The organism is Nocardia cyriacigeorgica (assembly GCF_010868145.1).
Taxonomy (GTDB): domain Bacteria; phylum Actinomycetota; class Actinomycetes; order Mycobacteriales; family Mycobacteriaceae; genus Nocardia; species Nocardia cyriacigeorgica_D.
In genome coordinates this window covers 81,660-102,252 of record NZ_JAAGUY010000008.1, presented here as the reverse complement: position 1 = coordinate 102,252, position 20,593 = coordinate 81,660, and the positions used below count along the sequence as shown (strand labels likewise).

The 20,593-nt window shown below is 67.0% G+C and carries 20 protein-coding genes; 7 read left to right on the top strand and 13 right to left on the bottom strand.

The window, feature by feature from the left end; genetic code table 11:
* Positions 1-216 precede the first annotated feature (216 nt).
* Positions 217-1,788 carry a methionine--tRNA ligase gene (gene metG, locus GV792_RS12500; protein WP_163824257.1) on the top strand — a complete coding sequence of 524 codons (1,572 nt, stop codon included), beginning with the start codon at positions 217-219 and terminating at the stop codon, positions 1,786-1,788.
* 4 nt (positions 1,789-1,792) lie between these two features.
* Here the strand turns inward: metG and GV792_RS12495 are convergent, their stop codons facing one another.
* The 3 genes from GV792_RS12495 to rsmI form a co-directional block, all read right to left on the bottom strand.
* Entirely contained in the window at positions 1,793-2,545 is a 753-nt protein-coding gene (locus GV792_RS12495) for an isocitrate lyase/PEP mutase family protein (RefSeq protein ID WP_163824256.1), read from the bottom strand.
* Between the two features lie 94 nt (positions 2,546-2,639).
* Positions 2,640-3,194: a hypothetical protein gene (locus GV792_RS12490; RefSeq protein ID WP_163824255.1), complete on the bottom strand. Its 555-nt coding sequence runs from the start codon at positions 3,192-3,194 to the stop codon at positions 2,640-2,642.
* A gap of 49 nt (positions 3,195-3,243) precedes the next feature.
* Entirely contained in the window at positions 3,244-4,104 is an 861-nt protein-coding gene (gene rsmI / locus GV792_RS12485; RefSeq protein WP_163824254.1) for a 16S rRNA (cytidine(1402)-2'-O)-methyltransferase, read from the bottom strand.
* A gap of 196 nt (positions 4,105-4,300) precedes the next feature.
* On the opposite strand from rsmI, the gene GV792_RS12480 reads away from it, so the two are divergent.
* On the top strand, positions 4,301-5,905 hold the full coding sequence (locus GV792_RS12480) for a dolichyl-phosphate-mannose--protein mannosyltransferase (protein ID WP_375154315.1): 1,605 nt from the start codon (positions 4,301-4,303) through the stop codon (positions 5,903-5,905).
* A gap of 10 nt (positions 5,906-5,915) precedes the next feature.
* Here the strand turns inward: GV792_RS12480 and GV792_RS12475 are convergent, their stop codons facing one another.
* Together GV792_RS12475 and arcA are read right to left on the bottom strand one after the other, a co-directional pair.
* The gene (locus GV792_RS12475) at positions 5,916-6,275 is read right to left on the bottom strand and encodes a GntR family transcriptional regulator (protein ID WP_163824253.1); all 360 of its coding nucleotides are present in this window, start codon (positions 6,273-6,275) and stop codon (positions 5,916-5,918) included.
* A gap of 10 nt (positions 6,276-6,285) precedes the next feature.
* Positions 6,286-7,596, bottom strand: coding sequence for an arginine deiminase (arcA, locus tag GV792_RS12470; RefSeq protein WP_175584310.1), 1,311 nt, complete (start codon positions 7,594-7,596; stop codon positions 6,286-6,288).
* A gap of 134 nt (positions 7,597-7,730) precedes the next feature.
* Between arcA and soxR the strand changes: the two genes are divergently transcribed.
* The gene (gene soxR, locus GV792_RS12465) at positions 7,731-8,273 is read left to right on the top strand and encodes a redox-sensitive transcriptional activator SoxR (RefSeq protein WP_256668191.1); all 543 of its coding nucleotides are present in this window, start codon (positions 7,731-7,733) and stop codon (positions 8,271-8,273) included.
* On the opposite strand, the gene GV792_RS12460 is transcribed toward soxR, so the two are convergent.
* From GV792_RS12460 to GV792_RS12430, 7 genes are all read right to left on the bottom strand, one after another.
* On the bottom strand, positions 8,206-9,114 hold the full coding sequence (locus GV792_RS12460; protein WP_163824252.1) for an SDR family oxidoreductase: 909 nt from the start codon (positions 9,112-9,114) through the stop codon (positions 8,206-8,208). The genes soxR and GV792_RS12460 overlap by 68 nt on opposite strands.
* 82 nt (positions 9,115-9,196) lie before the next feature.
* The gene (locus tag GV792_RS12455; protein WP_163824251.1) at positions 9,197-10,324 is read right to left on the bottom strand and encodes a glycosyltransferase; all 1,128 of its coding nucleotides are present in this window, start codon (positions 10,322-10,324) and stop codon (positions 9,197-9,199) included.
* Positions 10,325-10,425: 101 nt separating this feature from the next.
* A complete protein-coding gene (locus GV792_RS12450; protein WP_309138531.1) occupies positions 10,426-12,261 on the bottom strand; it encodes a putative bifunctional diguanylate cyclase/phosphodiesterase in 1,836 nt (611 codons plus the stop codon).
* Between the two features lie 43 nt (positions 12,262-12,304).
* Entirely contained in the window at positions 12,305-14,461 is a 2,157-nt protein-coding gene (locus tag GV792_RS12445) for an Rv1355c family protein (protein WP_163824250.1), read from the bottom strand.
* A complete protein-coding gene (locus GV792_RS12440) occupies positions 14,451-15,224 on the bottom strand; it encodes a hypothetical protein (protein WP_163824249.1) in 774 nt (257 codons plus the stop codon). Before GV792_RS12440 ends, GV792_RS12445 begins: the two co-directional genes overlap by 11 nt.
* A gap of 254 nt (positions 15,225-15,478) precedes the next feature.
* Entirely contained in the window at positions 15,479-15,925 is a 447-nt protein-coding gene (locus tag GV792_RS12435; RefSeq protein ID WP_163824248.1) for an effector binding domain-containing protein, read from the bottom strand.
* A complete protein-coding gene (locus tag GV792_RS12430) occupies positions 15,922-16,365 on the bottom strand; it encodes a GyrI-like domain-containing protein (protein ID WP_163824247.1) in 444 nt (147 codons plus the stop codon). The genes GV792_RS12435 and GV792_RS12430 overlap by 4 nt, the downstream gene beginning before the upstream one ends.
* 306 nt (positions 16,366-16,671) lie before the next feature.
* Here GV792_RS12430 and GV792_RS12425 point away from each other — a divergent pair, with 306 nt between their 5' ends.
* The 3 genes from GV792_RS12425 (at position 16,672) to GV792_RS12415 (ending at position 18,441) form a co-directional block, all read left to right on the top strand.
* On the top strand, positions 16,672-17,391 hold the full coding sequence (locus GV792_RS12425; RefSeq protein ID WP_309139104.1) for a uracil-DNA glycosylase: 720 nt from the start codon (positions 16,672-16,674) through the stop codon (positions 17,389-17,391).
* A gap of 45 nt (positions 17,392-17,436) precedes the next feature.
* Positions 17,437-17,643, top strand: a complete 207-nt coding sequence (locus GV792_RS12420; RefSeq protein ID WP_163824246.1) for a hypothetical protein — start codon at positions 17,437-17,439, stop codon at positions 17,641-17,643.
* A 294-nt stretch (positions 17,644-17,937) separates the two neighbouring features.
* A complete protein-coding gene (locus tag GV792_RS12415) occupies positions 17,938-18,441 on the top strand; it encodes a L,D-transpeptidase (protein WP_163824245.1) in 504 nt (167 codons plus the stop codon).
* Positions 18,442-18,444: 3 nt separating this feature from the next.
* Here the strand turns inward: GV792_RS12415 and GV792_RS12410 are convergent, their stop codons facing one another.
* Positions 18,445-19,068, bottom strand: coding sequence for a TetR/AcrR family transcriptional regulator (locus GV792_RS12410; RefSeq protein WP_163824244.1), 624 nt, complete (start codon positions 19,066-19,068; stop codon positions 18,445-18,447).
* Positions 19,069-19,104: 36 nt separating this feature from the next.
* Between GV792_RS12410 and GV792_RS12405 the strand changes: the two genes are divergently transcribed.
* Positions 19,105-20,592, top strand: coding sequence for a serine hydrolase domain-containing protein (locus GV792_RS12405; RefSeq protein WP_163824243.1), 1,488 nt, complete (start codon positions 19,105-19,107; stop codon positions 20,590-20,592).
* The last annotated feature ends 1 nt before the right edge of the window (position 20,593 follow it).

Here is a 20,593-nt window from a genome sequence, read left to right as displayed (position 1 = left end):
ACTGAGGGGATATTCACGCGAAGGTCAAGATGCACGCGCATTACAGTAGATGCACCATGAGCGAGCGCAGCGAGCGAACAGACAACACAGCCGAGCTCTCGCTCGTGACGGAGCCGAGCGGCAGCGAGGCGCAGTCATGAGCGAGCGCAGCGAGCGAACAACCAACACAGCCGAGCCCTCGCTCGTGACGGAGCCGAGCGGCAGCGAGGCGCAGTCATGAGCGAGCGCAGCGAGCCTATCGAGGCACCAGCCTTCTACATCACCACGGCCATCGCGTACCCCAACGGTGCGCCGCATATCGGGCACGCCTACGAGTACATCTCGTCGGACGCCATCGCCCGGTTCAAGCGCCTCGACGGCTACGACGTGTTCTTCATGACCGGCACCGACGAGCACGGCCAGAAGATGCAGCAGGCGGCGGCCACCGAGGGCATTCCGGTGGAGGAGCTCGCCGCGCGCAACTCGGATGTGTTCGAGCAGCTGGACAAGGCACTCGACATCTCCTTCGACCGGTTCATCCGCACCACCGACGCCGACCATGAGGTGGCCAGCGTCGCGATCTGGGAGAAGATGCTCGAGGCGGGCGATATCTACCTCGACAACTACTCCGGTTGGTACTCGGTGCGCGACGAGGCGTTCTACACCGAGGAGGAGACCACGCTGCTCGAGGACGGCAGCCGGATCTCCACCGACACCAAGACACCGGTGGAGTGGACCGAGGAGTCCAACTTCTTCTTCCGGCTGTCGAAATATCAGGACAAGCTGCTCGAGCTGTACGAGACGCATCCCGAATTCATTGCGCCGGCAACGCGTCGCAACGAGATCGTCAGCTACGTCAAGGCGGGTCTGAAGGATCTGTCGATCTCGCGCACCACCTTCGACTGGGGTGTGCCGGTGCCGGGCCATCCCGATCACGTCATGTACGTATGGGTCGACGCGCTCACCAACTACCTCACCGGCGTCGGTTTCCCCGACACCGATTCGGCGGCGTTCCAACGGTTCTGGCCTGCCGATGTGCACATCATCGGTAAGGACATCACCCGCTTCCACACCGTGTACTGGCCCGCGTTCCTGATGTCGGCCGGGGTGCAGCTGCCCAAACGCGTATTCGTGCACGGGTTCCTGTACAACAAGGGCGAGAAGATGTCGAAGTCGGTCGGCAATGTGATCGACCCGCTCGCGCTGGTCGACACCTACGGGCTCGACGCGGTCCGCTTCTTCCTGCTGCGGGAGATCTCCTACGGTCAGGACGGCAGCTACAGCCATGAGGCGATCGTCGGCCGGATCAACGCCGACCTGGCCAACGAGTTCGGCAATCTGGTGCAGCGCAGCCTGACCATGGTCGCCAAGAACTGTGATGCCGCGGTGCCTACACCGGGCGAGTTCACCGACGACGACCGTGCGCTGCTCGAGCGCGCCAACGGCCTGCTGGAGCGCTGCCGCACCGAATTCGACTCCCAGCAGCTGCATCTGGCGCTGGAAGCGATCTGGCTGACGCTCGGCGAGACCAACCGGTACTTCTCCGCGCAGGCGCCGTGGGCACTGCGCAAGTCCGGTACCGACGCGGATCTGGCCAGGATGGCGACGGTGCTGTACGTGACCCTCGAGGTCGTGCGCATCGTCGCCATCCTGGTCCAGCCGGTGATGCCCGGTTCGGCGGCCAAGATCCTCGATCTGCTGGCCCAGCAGAACCGGACCTTCGCCGATATCGCGACGCCGCTGGTTCCCGGTGTGGCGCTGCCCGCGCCGGAGCCGGTGTACCCGCGTTACATCGAGCCGAAGGACTGAGCGCTCACGTCCAGCGCGCGAGCAGCTGGTTCGCTTCGGCGGCGAGCGCGAATTGCAGGTAGGGGCCGAAGCTGATCCTGGCCACGCCCTGATCGGCGAACAGGACCTTATCGGCCTCGGCGGGCATGCCGATCGCGTTGACCGGCAGCGGCAGTTCGCGGGTCAATCGACGCATATCCGCATCGTCGTGGCGGCCGACCGGGTACAGCACGTCTGCGCCCGCGTCGGCGGCCAGTCGCAGTCGTTCGATCGCGCGGTCCATCCGGTCGGCTTCCTCGCCGATCTTGCGCAGGAACAGGTCGGTGCGCGCATTGACGACCACGTGCACCCCGGCCGCGTCGGCGAACTGGCGCAGCCCGCCGACGAAGTCCGCGTGTTCTTCGGCGCCGCGCAGCCGCCCACCTTCGCTGTGCACGGTGTCTTCGATATTGAGCCCCACCGCGCCCGCACCGAGCAGCCCTTCGATCAACTGCGCGGGCTCGAGTCCGTACCCCGATTCGATATCCACCGACACCGGCACCTCGACGGCCCCGGTCACCTGCCGCACCCGGGCCAGCAGCTCGTCGAAACTCATCCCTTCGCCGTCGGCGCGCCCCACCGAATCCGCGACCGGATGGCTGCCCATGGTCAGCGCCGAGAACCCGGCGTCGACCGCTAGATTCGCCGACCACGCGTCCCATACCGTCGGCAGCACCACCGGATCACCCGGCCGATGCAATGCGAGTAGTTCCTTGGCCTTGTGCTCGAGAGAGGTCATGGGTCGATCATCGCACCAGGCCGGGCCTCGATCGCGCTTCTACGGCCCGAAGGTGAGTCCGAACGGTGCGCCGAGCCGATTGAGCGCGGCCAGCTCACCGAATACGGCTTCCCCGTTGAGTTCGTAGTCCGGCGGGTCCCACCGAATAGAAGCGTTCGGTAATGCCGGTGTGCAGCCCGGTGACGCATTCGGCGAAGGTGAGCGAGGCCTCCATCTCCTCGACGGCGCCGGGGCGTACCGGCCACGTCTGGGTGACGCCATTGCATTCGAACCGCAGCTCTTGGTCGGAGTCGTCGCCGACCAGCCGGACATCGGTGATGGCCACCATCCCGCGGGCGCACCGGGCGATCGCCTCGAGCTCCAATTCGTACCATCGCTGCCGATCGGCACGGTCGGATTCGCCGATGCCGCGAAAGGTCTTGTAGTCGAGGACGTATTGAATGCCGACTTCACTGAGCAATTCGCGTACCGCGCTCTGGTCGGTATCGCCGAAGTAGGTTAGCGGCTCGTCGAGGCAATCCACGACGAAGGTCCGCGCGGGTGTGTCCGGGTCGATGAGACCGAGATCGACCATCATCGTGACGACCTCACCGACGGTTCGTCCGGACGCCGCCGGGTCCTCCCGCCACTCGGATTCGGGCTGCTGCACCGGACGAAGGTACCCATGCCGCACTGCCGGCTACTCCCACTTCTGGGGATCAGGATTGGTCCGCGCGGCGAGCGGCGAGGACCGCGTCGTACAGCTCCTTGCGGGAAACGCCGGTGGTCGAGGCGATCTCGGCGCAGGCCTCTTTGAGACGGACACCCTCCTCGACCCTTGCCTCGACCTCGGCGACCAGGTCGGCGGGTTCGGTCGTCGTCGGCTGGGCGCCCTCGACGACGACGGTGATTTCGCCACGTGCTCCATCGACTGCCCATGCGGCCAGTTCGGCCAGGGTGCCGCGCACGATTTCCTCGTAGGTCTTGGTCAGCTCGCGGCAGACGGCGGCGCGCCGGTCGGGGCCGAGGACCTCCACGGCGTCGGCCAGGCAGTCGGCGAGGCGGTGTGGTGCCTCGAAGAAGACGCAAGCGCGTGGTTCGGCGACCAGGGCCCGCAACCATTCCCGGCGCTGCCCGGATTTGCGGGGTGGAAAGCCGTCGAAACAGAACCGCTCCACCGGCAGGCCGGACAGGGCCAGTGCTGTGGTGACCGCAGACGGGCCTGGCAGGCAGGTGACCGGTAGCCCGCGCTCGACGCAGGCGGCAACCAACCGATATCCGGGATCACTCACCGAGGGCATGCCCGCGTCGGTGACCAGCAGGACCGTATTGCCCGACTCGATGTCGTCGAGGAGCGTGGGGATGCGCGCGGTCTCCACGTGGTCATAGAAGCTGACCACCCGCCCGGTGATCTCGATGCCGAGCGCCTTTGCCAGCGTTTTGGTGCGCCGAGTGTCCTCGGCGGCGACAACCTCGGCGGTGGCCAACGCGTCACGAAGCCGCTGCGAGGCGTCACCGATATCGCCCATCGGTGTCGCCGCGAGCACCAGCCTGCCCGTCGGACCCGTATCTCCGGTCACCGCACTCCCGCCTCGATCGCCTACCGCATGCCGCGGCTGCCCCTGGCAGCGTATCCATCGGCGCCACCACGTCGGTCGGCGCCCGGAACCGCGATGTACCAACCCCTCGGCCCGCACGCCTCTATCACCGCCTCGGGCGCACCACGCCCGCGGCCACGGATACGGAACCGATGCGCGCACAGCATACGATCGGGGCGTGACCCAGGTGACCGACCAGCGCTCCGTCGCGCCCTCTCGGCCGATCCGTTCCTGGTCGAGCCCCGCGCCGCTGCGCCCCTCCCCCGATTTCGGGCCGCTCGACACCGCCCGCGGCTGGCTGGTGACAGTGTTCCTCACCGCGCTGGCGGCGGTGACCCGGTTCACCATGCTCAACTACCCGACCGACGGGGGCACCCCGGTCTTCGACGAGAAGCATTACGCGCCGCAGGGCTATCAGCTCCTGACCGGCGGCGGAGTGGAGGACAACCCCGCCTACGGGCTGGTGGTACATCCACCGGTCGGCAAACAACTCATCGCCTTCGGTGAGGCGCTGTTCGGCTACAACGGCTGGGGCTGGCGTTTTTCGGCCGCTCTGGCCGGCACCGTTCTGGTGCTGCTGGTGATCCGGATCGTGCGCCGGATGACGCGCTCGACGATGATCGGCGCGCTAGCGGGCCTGCTGCTGATCGCCGACGGCGCCACGTTCGTCTCCTCGCGCATCGGCATGCTGGATATCTTCCTCGCGCTGTTCGCGACCGCGGCATTCGGTTGTTTGATCGTCGACCGCGACCAGGTGCGCGAACGGATGGCGAGAGCCGACGCCGAGGGCCGCATCGGTGACAGTCCACTGGGTCCACGGCTCGGTGTGCGCTGGTGGCGGTTCGGAGCGGGTGTCATGCTCGGTCTTGCCTGCGGGACCAAATGGTCGGGTCTGTATTTCATTGCCGCGTTCGGTCTGCTCAGCGTGTGCTTCGACTTCGCCGCGCGACGCGGCTACCGGGTGCGCAGGCCGTGGATCGGCACCGCGCTACGCGATATCGGGCCCGCGCTGTACGCGCTGGTGCTGGTCCCGATCGGGGTCTATCTCGCGACCTATTGGGCCTGGTTCTCCAGCGAGACCGGCTTCAGCCGCTGGGCCGTCGGCACCGAAGTGGGCACCGGCGGCTTCTTCTCCTTCGTCCCCGACGCCCTGCGCTCGCTCTGGTATTACAGCGCCAAGGTGCTGACCTTCCACGAGGAGTTGACCAACTCGGCGGGCAACCATCATCCGTGGGAGTCCAAGCCGTGGACCTGGCCGATGGGCCTGCGGCCGATGCTCTACTACTACGCCGATTCCGGTGTCACCGGCTGCGGGCAGACTCAGTGTGTCAAGGCCGTGATGCTGGTCGGCACGCCTGCCATCTGGTGGATCGCGTTCCCGGTGCTGGCGTGGGCGCTGTGGCGCACCATCGTGCGCCGCGATTGGCGCTACGCCGCGGTGCTCACCGGCTACGCGGCGGGACTGCTGCCGTGGTTCATCACGCTCGACCGACAGATGTACTACTTCTACGCCGTGGTGCTCGCACCGTTCCTCGTGATGGCGGTATCGCTGGTACTCGCCGATATTCTCGGCCCTGCCCGGCGGATACCGGTTCCGCGCGGGCCAACCGGCACGTTCATGGCAGCACCGCCCACCGAGCGCTATCGGCTCGGACTGCTCATCGTGAGCCTGTATCTGGGCTTGGTGATCGCGAACTTCATCTGGCTGTGGCCGATTCTGACGGCCATGCCGATCACACCCGGCAACTGGCAGGACCACCTGTGGTTGCCGAGCTGGCGCTGACCGCTCGCGTTCAGCCCTCCAGTGCCGCCCGGACATAGCGCAACGCGGCCTCGTCGTCGAGACCGAGCCTGCGCATCGTCGCGACGTACTCGGTGGCGGCCCTTCCCGCCTGATCGCGGGTCGGGTCCCCGGAGGAGGCGATGAACGAGCCGAGCCTGCCACGGGTTTCGAGGACACCGTCGGCTTCGAGCTCCCGATAGGCGCGGGCGACGGTGTTCGGGGCGAGCCCGAGCTGCGCGGCCAGGGCGCGCACGGTGGGGATCTTGGTGCCCGCGGTCAGTGTGCCCGCCCGCACCTGGGCGACGACACCGAGACGGAGCTGTTCGTAGGGTGGCACGGCGGACTCGTGCGACACGGTGATTTCGAGCATGGCCCCCAGCTCACACATCGTCCCGGGACAGCGGGCACGACAGGCAGCGCGGACCGCCACGCCCGGAACCCAATTCGGATCCCGGAATGGGCAGCACCTCGATGCCGGCGTCCAGCAGCCGGGCATTGGTCATTTCATTGCGTTCATAGGCGACGACGACACCCGGTCGCAGGGCCAAGGTGTTGTTGCCATCGTCCCACTGTTCACGTTCGGCGGTGACGCCGTCGAGCCCGGTGTCGATCACCCGCAGTTTCCCGATGCCCATCGCGTCGGCGGCGGCGGGCAGGAACGGGTCGGGCCCACGCATGATGACCTTGCCGCCGTCGCGCTCGTAGTCGTCGGCGCGCTGGATGGTGAAGGCGGACAGAGTTTCCCGCACCGCCGAATACATGACCAACGCATCGGTGTCGACCATGGTGCATACGGTGTCCAGGTGCATGGTGGCGCGGTTCTGCGCGATGGGCACGACCAGCACGGTGTGGGCGAGGCTGTCGTCGAAGAGGCTGCGCGCCAACGCCTCCGCGCCGGCGGGTGAGGTGCGTTCGCCGACACCGACGGCGAGCACACCGCGCGAGAGCAGCAGGACGTCGCCACCTTCGATGGGGGCGGTATGCGATTCATAGGCCCGGCGCACCCCGAGGAAACGTGGGTGGAAGGCGTAGATGAGGTCGGTCAGCGAGGTCTCGCGCATCCTGGCGGGCAGGGCCAGCGCGGTGATCGCCACGCGCGGGCCGACCCAGAACGAGGAGTCGCGGGTGAACAGCAGGTTGGGCAGCGGATCGATGACGAAATCCGCCCCGTGATGCATCCGCCGCACCAGCGAGGTCGTGTCGGCTTCGAAGGGCAGTTCGTCGAAGGTCATGCCCGCCATCAGGATCTCGGCCAGCTCCCGAGCAGGGACGCCACGAAGGTATGCGGCCAGTTCGTCGGCCAGGGTGTGGCCGAGCCTGCGGGCGTCGACGGCGGCGGAGATGCCCTGGATGCGGGCGGCTCCGCTGACGGCGAGGGTCTCGGCGAGCAGGTCGGCCAGCAACAGCACCTCGACACCGCGTTCGCGTAGGACGCCCGCGAACGTGTCGTGTTCCTGCTGGGCGCGCTCGACCCACGGGATGCCGTCGAAGAGCAGTTGGTCGTTGTTGCGCGGGGTCAGCCTGCGCAACTCGTTGCCGGGCCGGTGCAACAGCACCGTGCGCAGCGTGCCGACCTCGGAAGTCACCGCGAGCCGTGGTGTGGCCGCGGGTTCGGTGCCCGGGTCGGTGTCCCATCCGTCACCGGGAATCGGCCCGTCGCCGGGGTTCGCCGGTACCGCATCTGGTCCCATGATCCGACCGTAGTTCGCCAACGCCTGGAGAGCACGGAATTGCCGCGTGTCCTTGCCTCCGGTGGTGATGTGCGACGATTCGCCCCGAAGACCGGATAACCTGAAGTAGGGTTCAGGTAAAGGAGGAGTGCAGAATGACGACGACAGCAGATTGGCGTGCCAAGGAGCTGACTCCCGGTCAGCTGTCCGAGCGTAGCGGAGTAGCGGTCTCCGCGTTGCACTTCTACGAACGCGAGGGGCTCATATCGAGCCGCCGCACCAGCGGCAACCAACGCCGATACACCAGGGAAACGCTGCGTCGGGTCGCTTTCATCCGTATCTCACAGCGGGTCGGGATCCCGCTGAGCGAGATCCGCGATGCCCTCGATCGGTTGCCGGAGGGCCGTAATCCGACCCGGCGAGACTGGGAGACGCTGTCCACCACCTGGCGCACGGACCTCGAAGAACGCATCACCCAACTGGTGCGTTTGCGTGACAACCTCACCGACTGCATCGGCTGCGGCTGCCTGTCACTCGGCAGTTGCAAGATCGTCAACGAGTTCGACCACCTCGGCAACGAAGGCCCCGGCGCGCGCATGCTCGACGTGCACCTCAACTGCCCCGAGGGCGTCAGCCCCGCGGGGACTCTCGATTGCGCGGAGACTCTCGATTGTTCAGAGAAGTTCGAAGCCTGCTGAACTGCACGTTGGCCTGCCGCATCAGCAACTCGTAGGGGAACGCGAACTTGCGCTTCCACCAGTAGCCGAAGCGGATATCGAACGAGGTGTAGACGATGAATCGGTTGCGTTCGATACCCCGAAGGATCGCCGTCGCCACCCGCTCCGGCGAGACCGCGTGACTGGTGAACCGGGAGACCAGTTTGCGGACCCGCGGATCCTCCTTGTCAACGCCGACGAGCTCGAAGCTCTGCACCAGCGGCGTATTCACCGCGCCCGGTGCCACCAGGTGGACCGAGATACCGTGCTGGGCCAGTTCGAACCGCAGCACCTCGGAGAGACCGCGCAGGCCGTACTTGCTGGCGCTGTAGGCCGCATGCCAGGGCAGCGCGAGCAGCCCGGCAGCCGAGGAGACGTTGACCAGCGCACCACCCCGACCTGCGCGAACCATTTCCGGGACGAAGGTTTCGATCACGTGGATCGGCCCCATCAGGTTGATGTCGACCATCCGCTGCCAATGCCGGTGCTCGAGGCTGTCGACGGTGCCCCATACCGAGGTGCCAGCCACGTTCATCACCACATCCACGCTGCCGAAGCGGGAGTGCACATCGTCGGCGAACGCGACGACGGCCTCATGGTCTGTGATGTCGAGCGGCGTCGCGACCAGCACCTTCCCGCCGTCACGTTCGATATCGGCGACCGTGGCGGCCAGGCCGGCCGCGTCGATATCGGTGAGCACCAGTTCGGCTCCTTCAGCGGCGGCAGCCTTGGCGGTGGCTCGGCCGATCCCGCTCGCCGCGCCCGTGATCACGGTCTTGGCGCCCTGAACCGTCGCCCTCCGGCGTGCCCGCACGCGACCCATCGATCCCACTTCCGATCTGTTCGTCCATCAGCGAATGTCAGCCGGACATTACCGATCCGAGCCACGATCTGGAACGATTCGCTCAACCACCGAGCACGGCGAGCATGCCCGCGACCGCGGCGGGCCAGGTGAACTGCTCGGCGCGGCGGCGCGCCGCCTGCCGACGACCGGCCTGCGGCAGTGCAAGCACCTCGGTGACGGCGTCGGCGAAGGCACCGGGATCATCGTCGGCCACCGCGCCACAGTCGGCGGTGACGATATCGGCGAGCGCCGAGGACCGGCTCGCCACCACGGGGGTGCCCGCGGCCAGCGCCTCGAGCGCCGCGAGCCCGAAGGTCTCGTGCGGGCCTGGCGCCAGCGAAACATCCGCCGTGGCGAGAAGTGTCGCCACCATCGACCGGTCGGTGATGAAGCCGGTGAAATGCACCGCGGGCCGACCGCCCGGGAGGGTGGGCAGCGCACGTGCGCGCCGATGCAGAGCGTCGCGTCGCGGCCCATCCCCCGCGACCACCAGCCTCGCCTCGACCCCGGACTGCCGCAGCGCGGCCACCGCCTCGATGCTGCGGTCCACCCGCTTTTCCACCGAGAGCCTGCCGCAGTGCACCAGCAGCGGGCGGCCGGGCACACCGAGGTCGGCGCGCAATCCGTTGTCGGCGCGGCGCGGACTGAACAGGTCGAGGTCGACACCGAGCGGTACCAGTTCGACGTTCGCAGCGCCGATCCGATGAAACTCCGCCCGCGCGAATTCCGTTGTGCACACCACGATGTCGTATTCGGTGGCGGTGCGGCGATTGGCCAGATCGGCGCAGCGACGGGCAAGTGCGCGGGGCATGATCTGGCCGAGCAGCCGGTCCAGCCGTTCATGGGAGATCATCACGCTCGCGACGTCACGGCGCCGGGACCAGCGGCCGAAACCACGCAACGTCAACCGGTCCGATACCTCGAGCACATCCGGCCGCAGCCCGGCCAGCACATCGGCAACCCGTCGCGGATCCGCAGCCCGGTAGCCGCCGGTCCCCGGGATCGCCACGGCAGGCAGCGTGATTCGCAGGGCACCGGTGGGCAGCAGTTCCTCACCGCGCCGCGCGCCTGGCACGATGAGTACCACCTCGTGACCGGCAGCCGCATAGCCTTCGCCGAGGTGATGCAGTGCGGTGCGCAAGCCACCCGACCGCGGGCCGTAGAAGTTCGCCAGCTGCACGATGCGCACGCCGCCGATCGTGACGTCAGCCGGGTTACCGCCGGAACCGTCGCGTCGAACGGCACGTGAACAGGCGTGAAAGAACCAGCCAACCGGTCAAACGGCACCGGTCAGCGAGCGGTCAGGTTCCGATCGACGCGCGGCAGATCCAGATTGAGCGGGATTCGCCCTGCGGCCAGATGCTGCTCGACCTCCTCGGCGGGCATGGGCCGCGCGATCAGGAAGCCCTGAGCCCGGTAGCAGCCGAGCCCGACCAACGTGCGGGCGGCGACCGGCGTCTCCACACCCTCACCGACCACGCCGAGCCCGAACGACCCGGCAAGCCCGATGATCGACTTCACGATGGCCAGATCGTCGGTGCTCGCGCCGAGCCGCTGCACGAATCCGCGATCGATCTTCACCGCGTCCACCGGCAGCGCTTTCAGATGCGAGAGGGAGCTGTAGCCGGTGCCGAAATCGTCGATGGCGATCTGCACGCCCATGCGCTTGAGCCCGCGCAGCGTGACCTGGGTGCGGGCCAGATCCTGCACCACCACATGCTCGGTGATCTCGAGGCAGACCGAACTGCCGTCGATGCCGAACATGCGCAGGATGTCTTCGATTCGCTCCACGAAATCCAGGCTCACCAACTGCACCGGCGAGACATTGATCCGCATCACCACATTCGCGGCCAGCCCCTGCCTGCGCCATTCGGCGAACTGGGCACAGGCCGAACGGATCACCCAGCGGCCGAGTTCACCGGCCAGATTGGTGGCTTCGGCGACGGTGACGAAGGCACCCGGCGGTAGCAGGCCCCTGGTCGGATGCAGCCAGCGCACCAGCGCCTCCATGGCCACGATCCGCCCGGTGCGCAGGTCGACCTCCGGCTGGTAGTGCAGGATCAGCGATCCGTCGGAGACCGCGCCGCGCAGATTCAGCTCCACATCGTCCTGCAACTCGAACTGCGCGCGCATGGCGTCGGTGAAGATCGCGACGCCGTTACCGCCACCGGATTTCGCCGAGAGCAGGGCATGGTCGGCGCGTCGCAGCACATCGGCCACCGTGGTCTCGCCGGGAATGCCGACCGCGACGCCGATGCTCGCGGCTCGGCTGACGGACTCACCACCGACGGTGACGCGCCGTCCGATGAGCTGTTGGATACGGCCCGCCTCGTGTTCGGCGGCGACGGCGTCCATCGGTTTGGCGGGCACGATGACGAATTCGTCGCCGCCGAGGCGGGCGATCATGTCGTTGGTATCGAGGTTCTCCTTCAGCCGGGTTGACAGGCTGCGGATGAAGTTGTCGCCCGCGGTGTGGCCGAGGAAATCGTTGAGCGCCTTGAGCCGGTCCAGATCGAGGAAGAACGCCGCCACCGGGCCGGGGCTGCCTTCACCGAGCCGGTGTTCCATGTGTTCGAGCAGGGCCCGCCGGTTGGCCAGCCCGGTCAGATCGTCGTGCAGTGCGATGTAGCGCAACCGCTCCTCGGCCACCACGCGGGCCTGTAGCTGGGCGAAAAGTGTGGCGATCGCCTTGAGGACGTTGAGCTCGCGAGTGCTCCATTCCCGGTCACCGACCTTGATGAACCCGAGCAGGCCGGTGGATTGACCGCGCGACACCAGCGGCACCGCCGCCGAGGTGACGTTGGGCAATCCAGAAGCACGCTGGATCGTCTCCTGATAGTCGGCGTCGTCAGGAGTGACAAGGAACGGCTCGGTGGCGTGTTCGAGGGCGCGGAACACCGAATCGGCGTGTTCGAAGTAGATCACCCGCAGCGGGTCCGGATCCGGCACATTCGCTCGATGCGGCCATTCCGCGACCAAGATCGTCGCCCGCCGTTCGGTATCGGTATGCCGCACGTAGCTGAAGTCGACGTCGAAGTATTCGACCAGCGTGGCCAGTACCTTTTCGGTCGCCGACACCATCGTCGTTGCGTCGACACCCATGAGCTCCGCGGCGACTTCCGTCACCAACGAGTCGAGCGTCCGCCGAGGCACTTTGTCTCCGATCGCGCTAACTGCGGGTGTCCGCGCCAGGCACCTGTCGCCGCCTGCTGCGCACACCGGCCGCGGCCGCGTAGCTCAGGCGAAGAACCAATGCCATGGTCTCATGTTCCGGCACTCCCAGTAGGTCCAGGAAACAGCCTTGAAGTGACGCTAGTGTATCTGCGTACGCCGGAGAAATCGCGTTCGAGTCACGGTGACGTCGCGAATAGAGGAACACCGGCGACATCGGTTGCACCGCCAAACCGCTGCGGCCCGCCTGGATCCACACCCGCTGCACGGCCCCGCCGGCACGCACATATCCGGCCAATGACCTCTCGTCTGTACCCGGTGGATCGGTGAAGGTCACCGCGACAACCGCCGAACTCGAGCGCACCCGATCGCGGGCGTAATCACCCAGCGCCGCACCTGCCGACCAGTTGTGCAGTTGTGCCATCACATCGGCGCGTCGGCCGATCTGCATGGCCGCCTTCTCATCGGGCGCGAGCTCGAGTGTGCGGGCATCGATGCCGATGGAGAGGTCCTCGCCCGCCCAGCGCAGCTCCGCGAACAGCTGCTCGTGCAGCAATGGGGTGAGGTAGCGAATGCGATCGGATTCGGCCAGCAGATCGGCCGCGCGGTCGATGCCGTCGCGGTCGGTGACCGAACGCAGCGTGGCGCCTTCGGCGGCGGCCGCCGCAGCCAACTCTGCGAGCACATCGGCGGGGATGGGGCTCGAGTCGCCGAGTCGGCGGTTGGTTTCGCGGGTCAGCGTCAGCGGATAGTCGGCGGCGGGCGCGTCGGCGGGTCTGCCCGTGCGCCGCAGGACGGCGCTGATCGGCGCGTCGGCGGGATCGTCGGATTCGACGAGTTCGTGTGCGCCGAGCACACCGTGAGCTGACGCGGCCACGCGCGCGTTGTACAGCGCGGCCCCCAGCGCCACCGCACTGCCGCGGTAGCCGATGTCCATCGCGGTGGTGGCCGAGCGGTCCAGGTCGATCCGGATCTCGTCACCGTCGGCGTGCAGCGTCCACGGCTGGACGTTGCCGCCGGAGGGCGCCCGCTGTGCGCAGGCGAGGATGCGGTGCACCGGGTCCGCGGGGGCAGGGGCTTCCCGTTCGTCGTCGCCCCAGTCCAAGTCGTCGATCGGGGTCGGTTCGGCGAGTGCGTCCACACCGCTTTCGAGATCGACCCTTGTGCGCCCGGAGGGCAGTTTCTGGCCGAGCCCGATGCGACGGATAGCGGTGGTGACGCTGGCGCCACCGAGCATCACATCGCCCGCCAGTTGCGGCCAGCTGCTCAGGGTTTCGCCGACTTCGACCATACTGGCCGCCATGCGCGACGACAGTTCGGTCGGGCCCATCAGCGCGACGACGTAGGGCGCCTTGTCACGGGTGGACAACCCGCGCAGATCGCCCGCCCCGACTCCGCCGAGCAAGCCGTGGAACGGCAGTCGTTCGGGTTCCAGGTCGTAGCGCTCGACGTCGAGCAGGCCGCGATCGCTGGTCTCCATAACGACCGGGATACGGTGTCTGCGGGCGGCTTCGCGGACGACGAGTTTGATATCGAGCGAATCACACTCCTCGACGACCACCGAGAGCCCGGAAAGGAATTCGTCGACCGAGTCGGCGTCAACTCCGGCGCGATAGACCTCGATCGGAAGATAGGGATCGAGTTCGGCAATCCGGCGCGCGGTGACCACGGCTTTGTTCGCGCCGATATCGAATAATCCGGCAGGTACGCGGTTGAGATTCGACAACTCGAGCACGTCGAAATCGGCCAGCCGCAGCGACCCGCATATACCTTCCAACGCAATCGTGTAGGCCACGGCGTGACCAACACTCTGCCCGACCACGCCGATCGACATCTCGCGTAATCGCTGCTGCTCATCCCGTGTGAGCTTATTGCGGTTTCGGTCCAGCCGAATGGCACGGAGCGTTTGCGGGCCCGGCAATCCGAGTACGCGCCGCCGCCACGGGTAGTACACCCAGCGATCCGATTCACGACCCTCGACCCGCTCGGGCGGATCGGTGAGATCGGCGAACTCACGATCCAGCAAATCGCGTAGATCGCTGAATTCGATATCGCCGCGCGCACGCAGTTCGCCGAGCACCCGTGCATCACCGGGGTGCTGCTGATCCAGTATCAGCGGCCGATATTCCACCCCCCGGTCACTCTCACCGGCCATAGCCGAACCGACTCTCCGATCTGCGTCCGGTGCCGCGCCGCACTCGTTCGAGCGCGCCGTCGGCAACTCCCATATCTCGCAGTTCATCGCACATCAGCAGATACTGCAACCGGTCGGCGAACATCCGGTACATCCGGCTGTCCCACCAGATCGGCACGGTCTGATAGCGATCGTCCGGGTAGGGCACCGGGGGAATGAGTTCTGCCGCAACGCCTCCGCTGCCCCGATGTCTGCCCGTCGTGAACGAGGCCACGGTGGCGAACCCGTATCGGACACCGAGGATTCGCGGTGTATGTGCGATACACCGGGAGACCGCGGCGCCGAGTTCCCGTCGGCCCGGCACATCGCGGGCCACCCACGCCCCGCGAGATTCGACGACGCCGCGCGGTATGCGGCGAGCAACCATTGCCCGCAGTTCGCGTTCGCCGGGGCGCCCGGACCAGGGCGCGAGCGATCCGACATCGTCCGTGCGCAGGTACGGACCCTGCGCACGGACGCCGGCGACGACGGCGCCGGTACGGTCGGTCGCGGCAAAGAACAGCGAGGTGGACCGGCCATCGGCCACCGTGTCGTATTCAAGGGCGGTGTGGACCCGGAAGTGCCGGTAAACATCCAGCGCACCATGGAGATATCGATCCCACAGTTCGGGGTCGGCGTCCGGGGTGGTAGCAGTGATGTCGCATCCGGAGACGATGTCGTGAAATCGCAGCGCCGAGGTGCTGCAAGTTTCAACCAGGTCGACGGCGATCGTTTCGACAGCCATGACGTTCCTACTCTGTTGCTGCGTGCGCGCACACAATGATCGAACCCATCCGACGTACCCACCCGCCGCCCCGAACGCCGAGTGAGTACGTCATGGGAAGTATGGGTCATCGGAGCCAGAATTTACTAGATATCTGGTTAATCTTCCGAAAACCATTTTTTGGCCCCGAAAGACCCGCAGGTCAGGCCGCTCACATCCGGATAAAAGCCGAGAAACGAGACCGGTTGGTTCGCGTCTAGCAACCCTGCAGCAACCTATACCAGAATGGAGATGAACAGCTCCACCGAGTGCGGGCCGTGCCAGATCTCGATTTCTTCACGATAGGCCCGGGTGATCTCGGCAGATGCCGTTGCGTCGTCGACCTGAGCCCAGGCATCCTCGACCGGATCGTGATAGTCGCCGTTGGGGACGAACCGCGCGTACACGCCCTTGGGGACGCGCACCAGCACATCGCCGACCTGTGCCGCCTCGGCGGCGGGGTACTCGAAACCGACCAGCGCGTTGTAGGTCTCGGTCGGGTCGGGTACGTACACCGTGAACATCGGGCCCTCGGCGGCGGCGGTTCCCTCGGCGCGGTCGCGCAGCCGATCCTTGAGGAACTCGATCAGCTCGCTGTTGCTCACCTTGAAGCTCGGGCGTACCCGCGGCACCACCAGGCCGCCGTAGATCGCCTCGTTGCGGACGACGATGGTGTAGCTCATCGCGGATCGACCGCCAGGTAGAGATCGATCTTGTACGCGTGCGGATAACACTCGAAATCGCCGGTGAAGGTGCGCTTGATCTGCTTGTGTTCCTCGGCGTACGCGATCTGGGTCCACAGGCCGGTCATGATCTGCGGGAACTCACCCACCGAGGAGAAACGCGCGTAGGTGCCCCGCGGCAGCCTGGCCACCAGATGGCCGCGAGTGACGCGAGCGAACGACGAGCACTGATAGCCGACGATCTGGGTGTTGTAGGTGCCGAGCTCGCCGGAGTAATCGGTGTAGGCGCTGGCCAACGGGCCGCCGAGGTCGTGGTGCAGTACCGCAGCCCACGCGGCTTCCAGATCCTGGTCCCGCAGTTCCTGCAGCGCACGCTTGGGACTGCGCACCGGAAGCCCGGCAACCCATGTCTCGTCCCGTTCGACGATTTCAAACTGCATGGAATGACTCTTTCGAGATGAATCCGGGAGGCAATGTCCGCATCCGGTCGGCCGGAACCGCCATGCTACCAACCGTGCCCGACCGTGCCGCCCGCAAGATCGATTCACGCGCATCCAGCTGAACAGGGCGTACCTCCGCATTCGCTCCGGCCGTGCGCGGTCTGAGGACGGGCTGCGCCCGGCGGCGCCAGCTGTGCGTACCTCCGCATTCGCTCCGGCCGTGCGCGGTCTGAGGACGGGCTACGCCCGACAGCGCCAGCTGGACATTTGCACAGAACCCCCCATCAGTGTGATCGAATTGAACACGTGTGCCGGACCCTCGCCGAACTCGACGAAACCCTGACACACTGCCGGGCCTGCCCGCGCCTGGTGGCGTGGCGAGAGCTGGTGGCCATGGAGAAGCGAGCCGCGTTCCGGGACCAGACCTACTGGGGTCGTCCCGTTCCCGGATTCGGTCCCGATGACGCGCGCATGCTGATCGTCGGCCTGGCACCCGCAGCACACGGCGCCAACCGCACCGGCCGGATGTTCACCGGCGATCGCAGCGGCGAGGTGCTGTATGCGGCCATGTATGCCGTGGGACTGGCCAATCAGCCCATCGCGGTCAGTCGCGACGACGGTCTGCGCCTGTTCGGTGTGCGCGTCGCCTCTCCGGTGCGCTGCGCACCACCGGCCAATAAACCGACGCCAGCGGAACGCGACCGCTGCCGCCACTGGCTCGACACCGAGCTGCGACTGCTCGCGCCGACCCTGCGCTCCATCATGGTGCTCGGCGCGTTCGGCTGGCAGGCACTGCTCCCCGCGCTGGCCGCTGCGGGGTGGCAGATCCCGCGGCCGCGTCCCAAGTTCGGCCACGGCGTGCATATCGAGCTGGTGCACAGCGATCCCGCGCGGGATCCGCTGCACGTGTTCGGCTGCTACCACGTCAGCCAGCAGAACACCTTCACCGGCCGATTGACCCCGACCATGATCGAGGACGTGCTCATCCGCGCCGCGACCGCCGCGGGTCTGCCCGCGGGCCGGTAACGTCGACGGGTACCGGAACCCGAACACCGAAGGACACCGGAAGCCATGCCGCACGACACCGCGAACACCCCCGTCGCGATCCTGCAGCGCTGGCAGGGTTCCGGCGCCATCTGGCGGGTGACAACTCGCCGTGCCGATTCGGTCACGGTGACCTTCTACCCCTGTACCGACGGCGAGGAAATCGACCAGCTGACCTCGTCCGACCCGGAATTGCTCGAATTCCTTGCCCACCGCGACAGCAGCGAGGACTGAACACCGCGACCGGCGGCTCAGCGGCGCCCTCGGCACCGATACCACGACCCAGCGTGTCCGCGGTCAGGTCACCGTTTCGAGGTGGCGGGCCGCGGCGAACGGCAGACCCGACGATGTCCGGCGCGCCCGACCGCAGGTAACGGACTCATCCCAGTCGCGCGCCATCGTTGACCGGCTGCGAATGGTCGGCCATGATCACCTCTACCTCGGTGGTCCCAGGCTTGTGCAGACGAGATGGTCCGGGTGTCCTGGCGTGGATCAGGCAGGCCGGCAGGGTTAGAGAGGTTCGGAGAATTGATTCGCAGTAACCGTTTCCGCAGCTGGTCGGCTCGTTTCGCAATAATCCTCGGCGCCGCGTCCGCCGGATTCCTGCTCGCCGCACCGGCACAGGCCGAACCGCTGTTCCCCGGCGGACCGGATATCCCCGGCGTCCCGGCGATCATCCCGACCTCCGCACCGTGCGCACCCGAGGCCCGCGCCTGCATGCGGTTGAGCACCAACGAGGCCTGGCTGGTGGACAACGGCCGCGTCGTCTTCGGCCCCACCCCGATCTCGCACGGCATGCGCGGCTACGAAACCCCGCCGGGCGTCTTCGACGTCGACTTCAAACGCCCGTTCCACTGGAGCACCATGCACCACGCGCCGATGCGTTGGGCCGTGTTCTTCAACAACGACATCGCCTTTCATGTCGGCCCCGTCGAGCACACCTCCCACGGCTGCGTGCGCATGACCGAGGAAGGCGCGCACCGGTTCTTCGAATACCTCGACCCCGGAGACAGGGTCGACGTCGTTCGCTGATCGTCAGCTGTCGTAGTGCCGGCAGCTGCCGGTGAACACGCTCGCGATCACCGCGCGCAGCACCTCATCGGCGTGGCCGGCCGATGAGACGTCCAGCGCCAGTGTGTCCGCCGAGCCACGGGTCACCGCGAGGATCGTCGACGCGGCGACCGAGGCGTCCACCGAGGTCACCACCTCGCCGCATTTCTTGCCGTTCTCGACAGCGTTGACCAGCCGTCTGCGGGTGCCCGCGCTCGCCTGCCTGGCGATGTCGGTGAGCCCGGCGTCGTTGAGCGCCGAGTTCCACAGGCTCCGTTCCACCCGGAACTCGATCATCCGCTCATCGTCGAGTGGCAGCAGTTCCCGTAGTCCGGCCAGCAGCATCGCCGAGATCGGCTCGCCGTTCTCCTCGCCGTCCCTGGTGTGCATCGCGATGCGGGCATCAATGCGGGTAAGGCAGTCGGCGTAGGCGAGTCCGATCAGCTCTTCCTTGTTCCGGAAGTAGTGCTGGATGAGGCCGACCGAGGTCCCGGCCTCCTCCGCGACCCGGGCGAAGGTCACCCTGGCGAGCCCGTCCGCGGCCAGCAATCGCTGGAATGCGCGGGCTATCTGTTCCCGTCGGAGGTCATGATCGGCGACTCGTGGCACGTGACAACAATATCGCCATACGGTTATGGTTCCAATATGGCCATATTGCTAGGGCGACTGGTGTTGCTGCTCCCCGTCCTGGCAATGCTGAGCACCTGCGCCCCGACGGCCGGCGGCGAGACCATCACCGCCGACGACGGTGTGCGCTACCCGGCGATGGACGCCTACGTCCGGGCACAGATGGACACCGTGAGAATCCCCGGCGTCGCGTATGCGGTGGTGGAGCCGCAGGGCATTGCGCATTCGGGCACGTTCGGCACGGACGGCGACGGACGTCCGGTGACGAAGTCGACGCCGTTCCTGTGGGGTTCGGTCGCCAAACCGGTCACCGCGACGCTGGTGATGACGCTGGTCGAATCCGGCGAGCTCGAGCTCGACATGCCGGTAGTCACCTATCTGCCGTCGTTCCGGATGCGCGACGAAGCACGTTCGGAGCGGATCACGATTCGCCACCTGCTCGATCAGACCAGCGGCATCCCTACCTCCACTCGTTTCACCGACCGCACCGAGCCGGGCCGCCGTCCGATCGACACGGTCGCAGAACTGGCCGATGAGGCGTCCGAGAACGAACCCGGTGCGGCCCACCACTATTCGAGTACGAACTACCTGCTGCTCGCGGCCGTGGTGGAGCAGGTCACCGGTCGACCGTTCACCGCTGTCCTCGCCGACCGGGTTCTCGACCCGATGGGCATGCGGTCGGCCATCACCGATCAGGACCGGGCCGATGCGAATCTCCCGCCCGGCCACCGGTTCGTCTTCGGCCGCCCGATGTCGTTCGACGCACCGTTCGACCCCGCGGGCGTCGCCTACGGCTACCTGGGCGGGTCCCTGCACGATGCCGCCGCGTTCGCCGCGGCGAACCTCGGCGGTCCCGCCGGCGTGCTCGCGGAGAGTCAGCGCGCGGCCATGTTCCGTGGCGAGATCGAGACCGGCGAACGTCGCAGCTACGGCCTTGGCTGGCGGCGCTGGACCGTGGAAGGCACTACCGAGCCGATGGTCTGGCACGGCGGCGCCGGTCCCGGCTACTGGGCCCAGATAATCCTGCTGCCCGACCAGAACCGCGCCGTGGTCCTCCTCGCCGACGCCTATGGGACTTTCCACGAACCCCGTCTGCTGGAAACCGGTTTCGGCCTGGCTCGTTTGCTCCACGGCCTCCCGCCGGCCGGCACGGCCGATCACACCTACTCCGCCGTCCTCGCGACCCTGCTCGGCATCGCCGGACTGCTCATCGCGCTCGTGCTGCGCAGTATCTGGCAACTGACTCACCCCGCCGGTGTCCGTCGACGGTGGATGACCCTCACCGCACTGGCTGTCTGGGGAATTGGTCTCGCTTGCATCCTCTACGGCTTCAGTGTTGTCGTCCCCGGACAAGCGGGCGTCGGGCTCGACCAGATCGTGCTGTGGACGCCCGACGTCGCCTGGCTTCTCTACACGATTCTCGCCGCGGCGGGGCTGCTGGTGGCGCTGCGGATTGCGGTCGCGACCCGCTTGGTCCGGTCCGGCGCGTACCGGCCATCGACGTGAC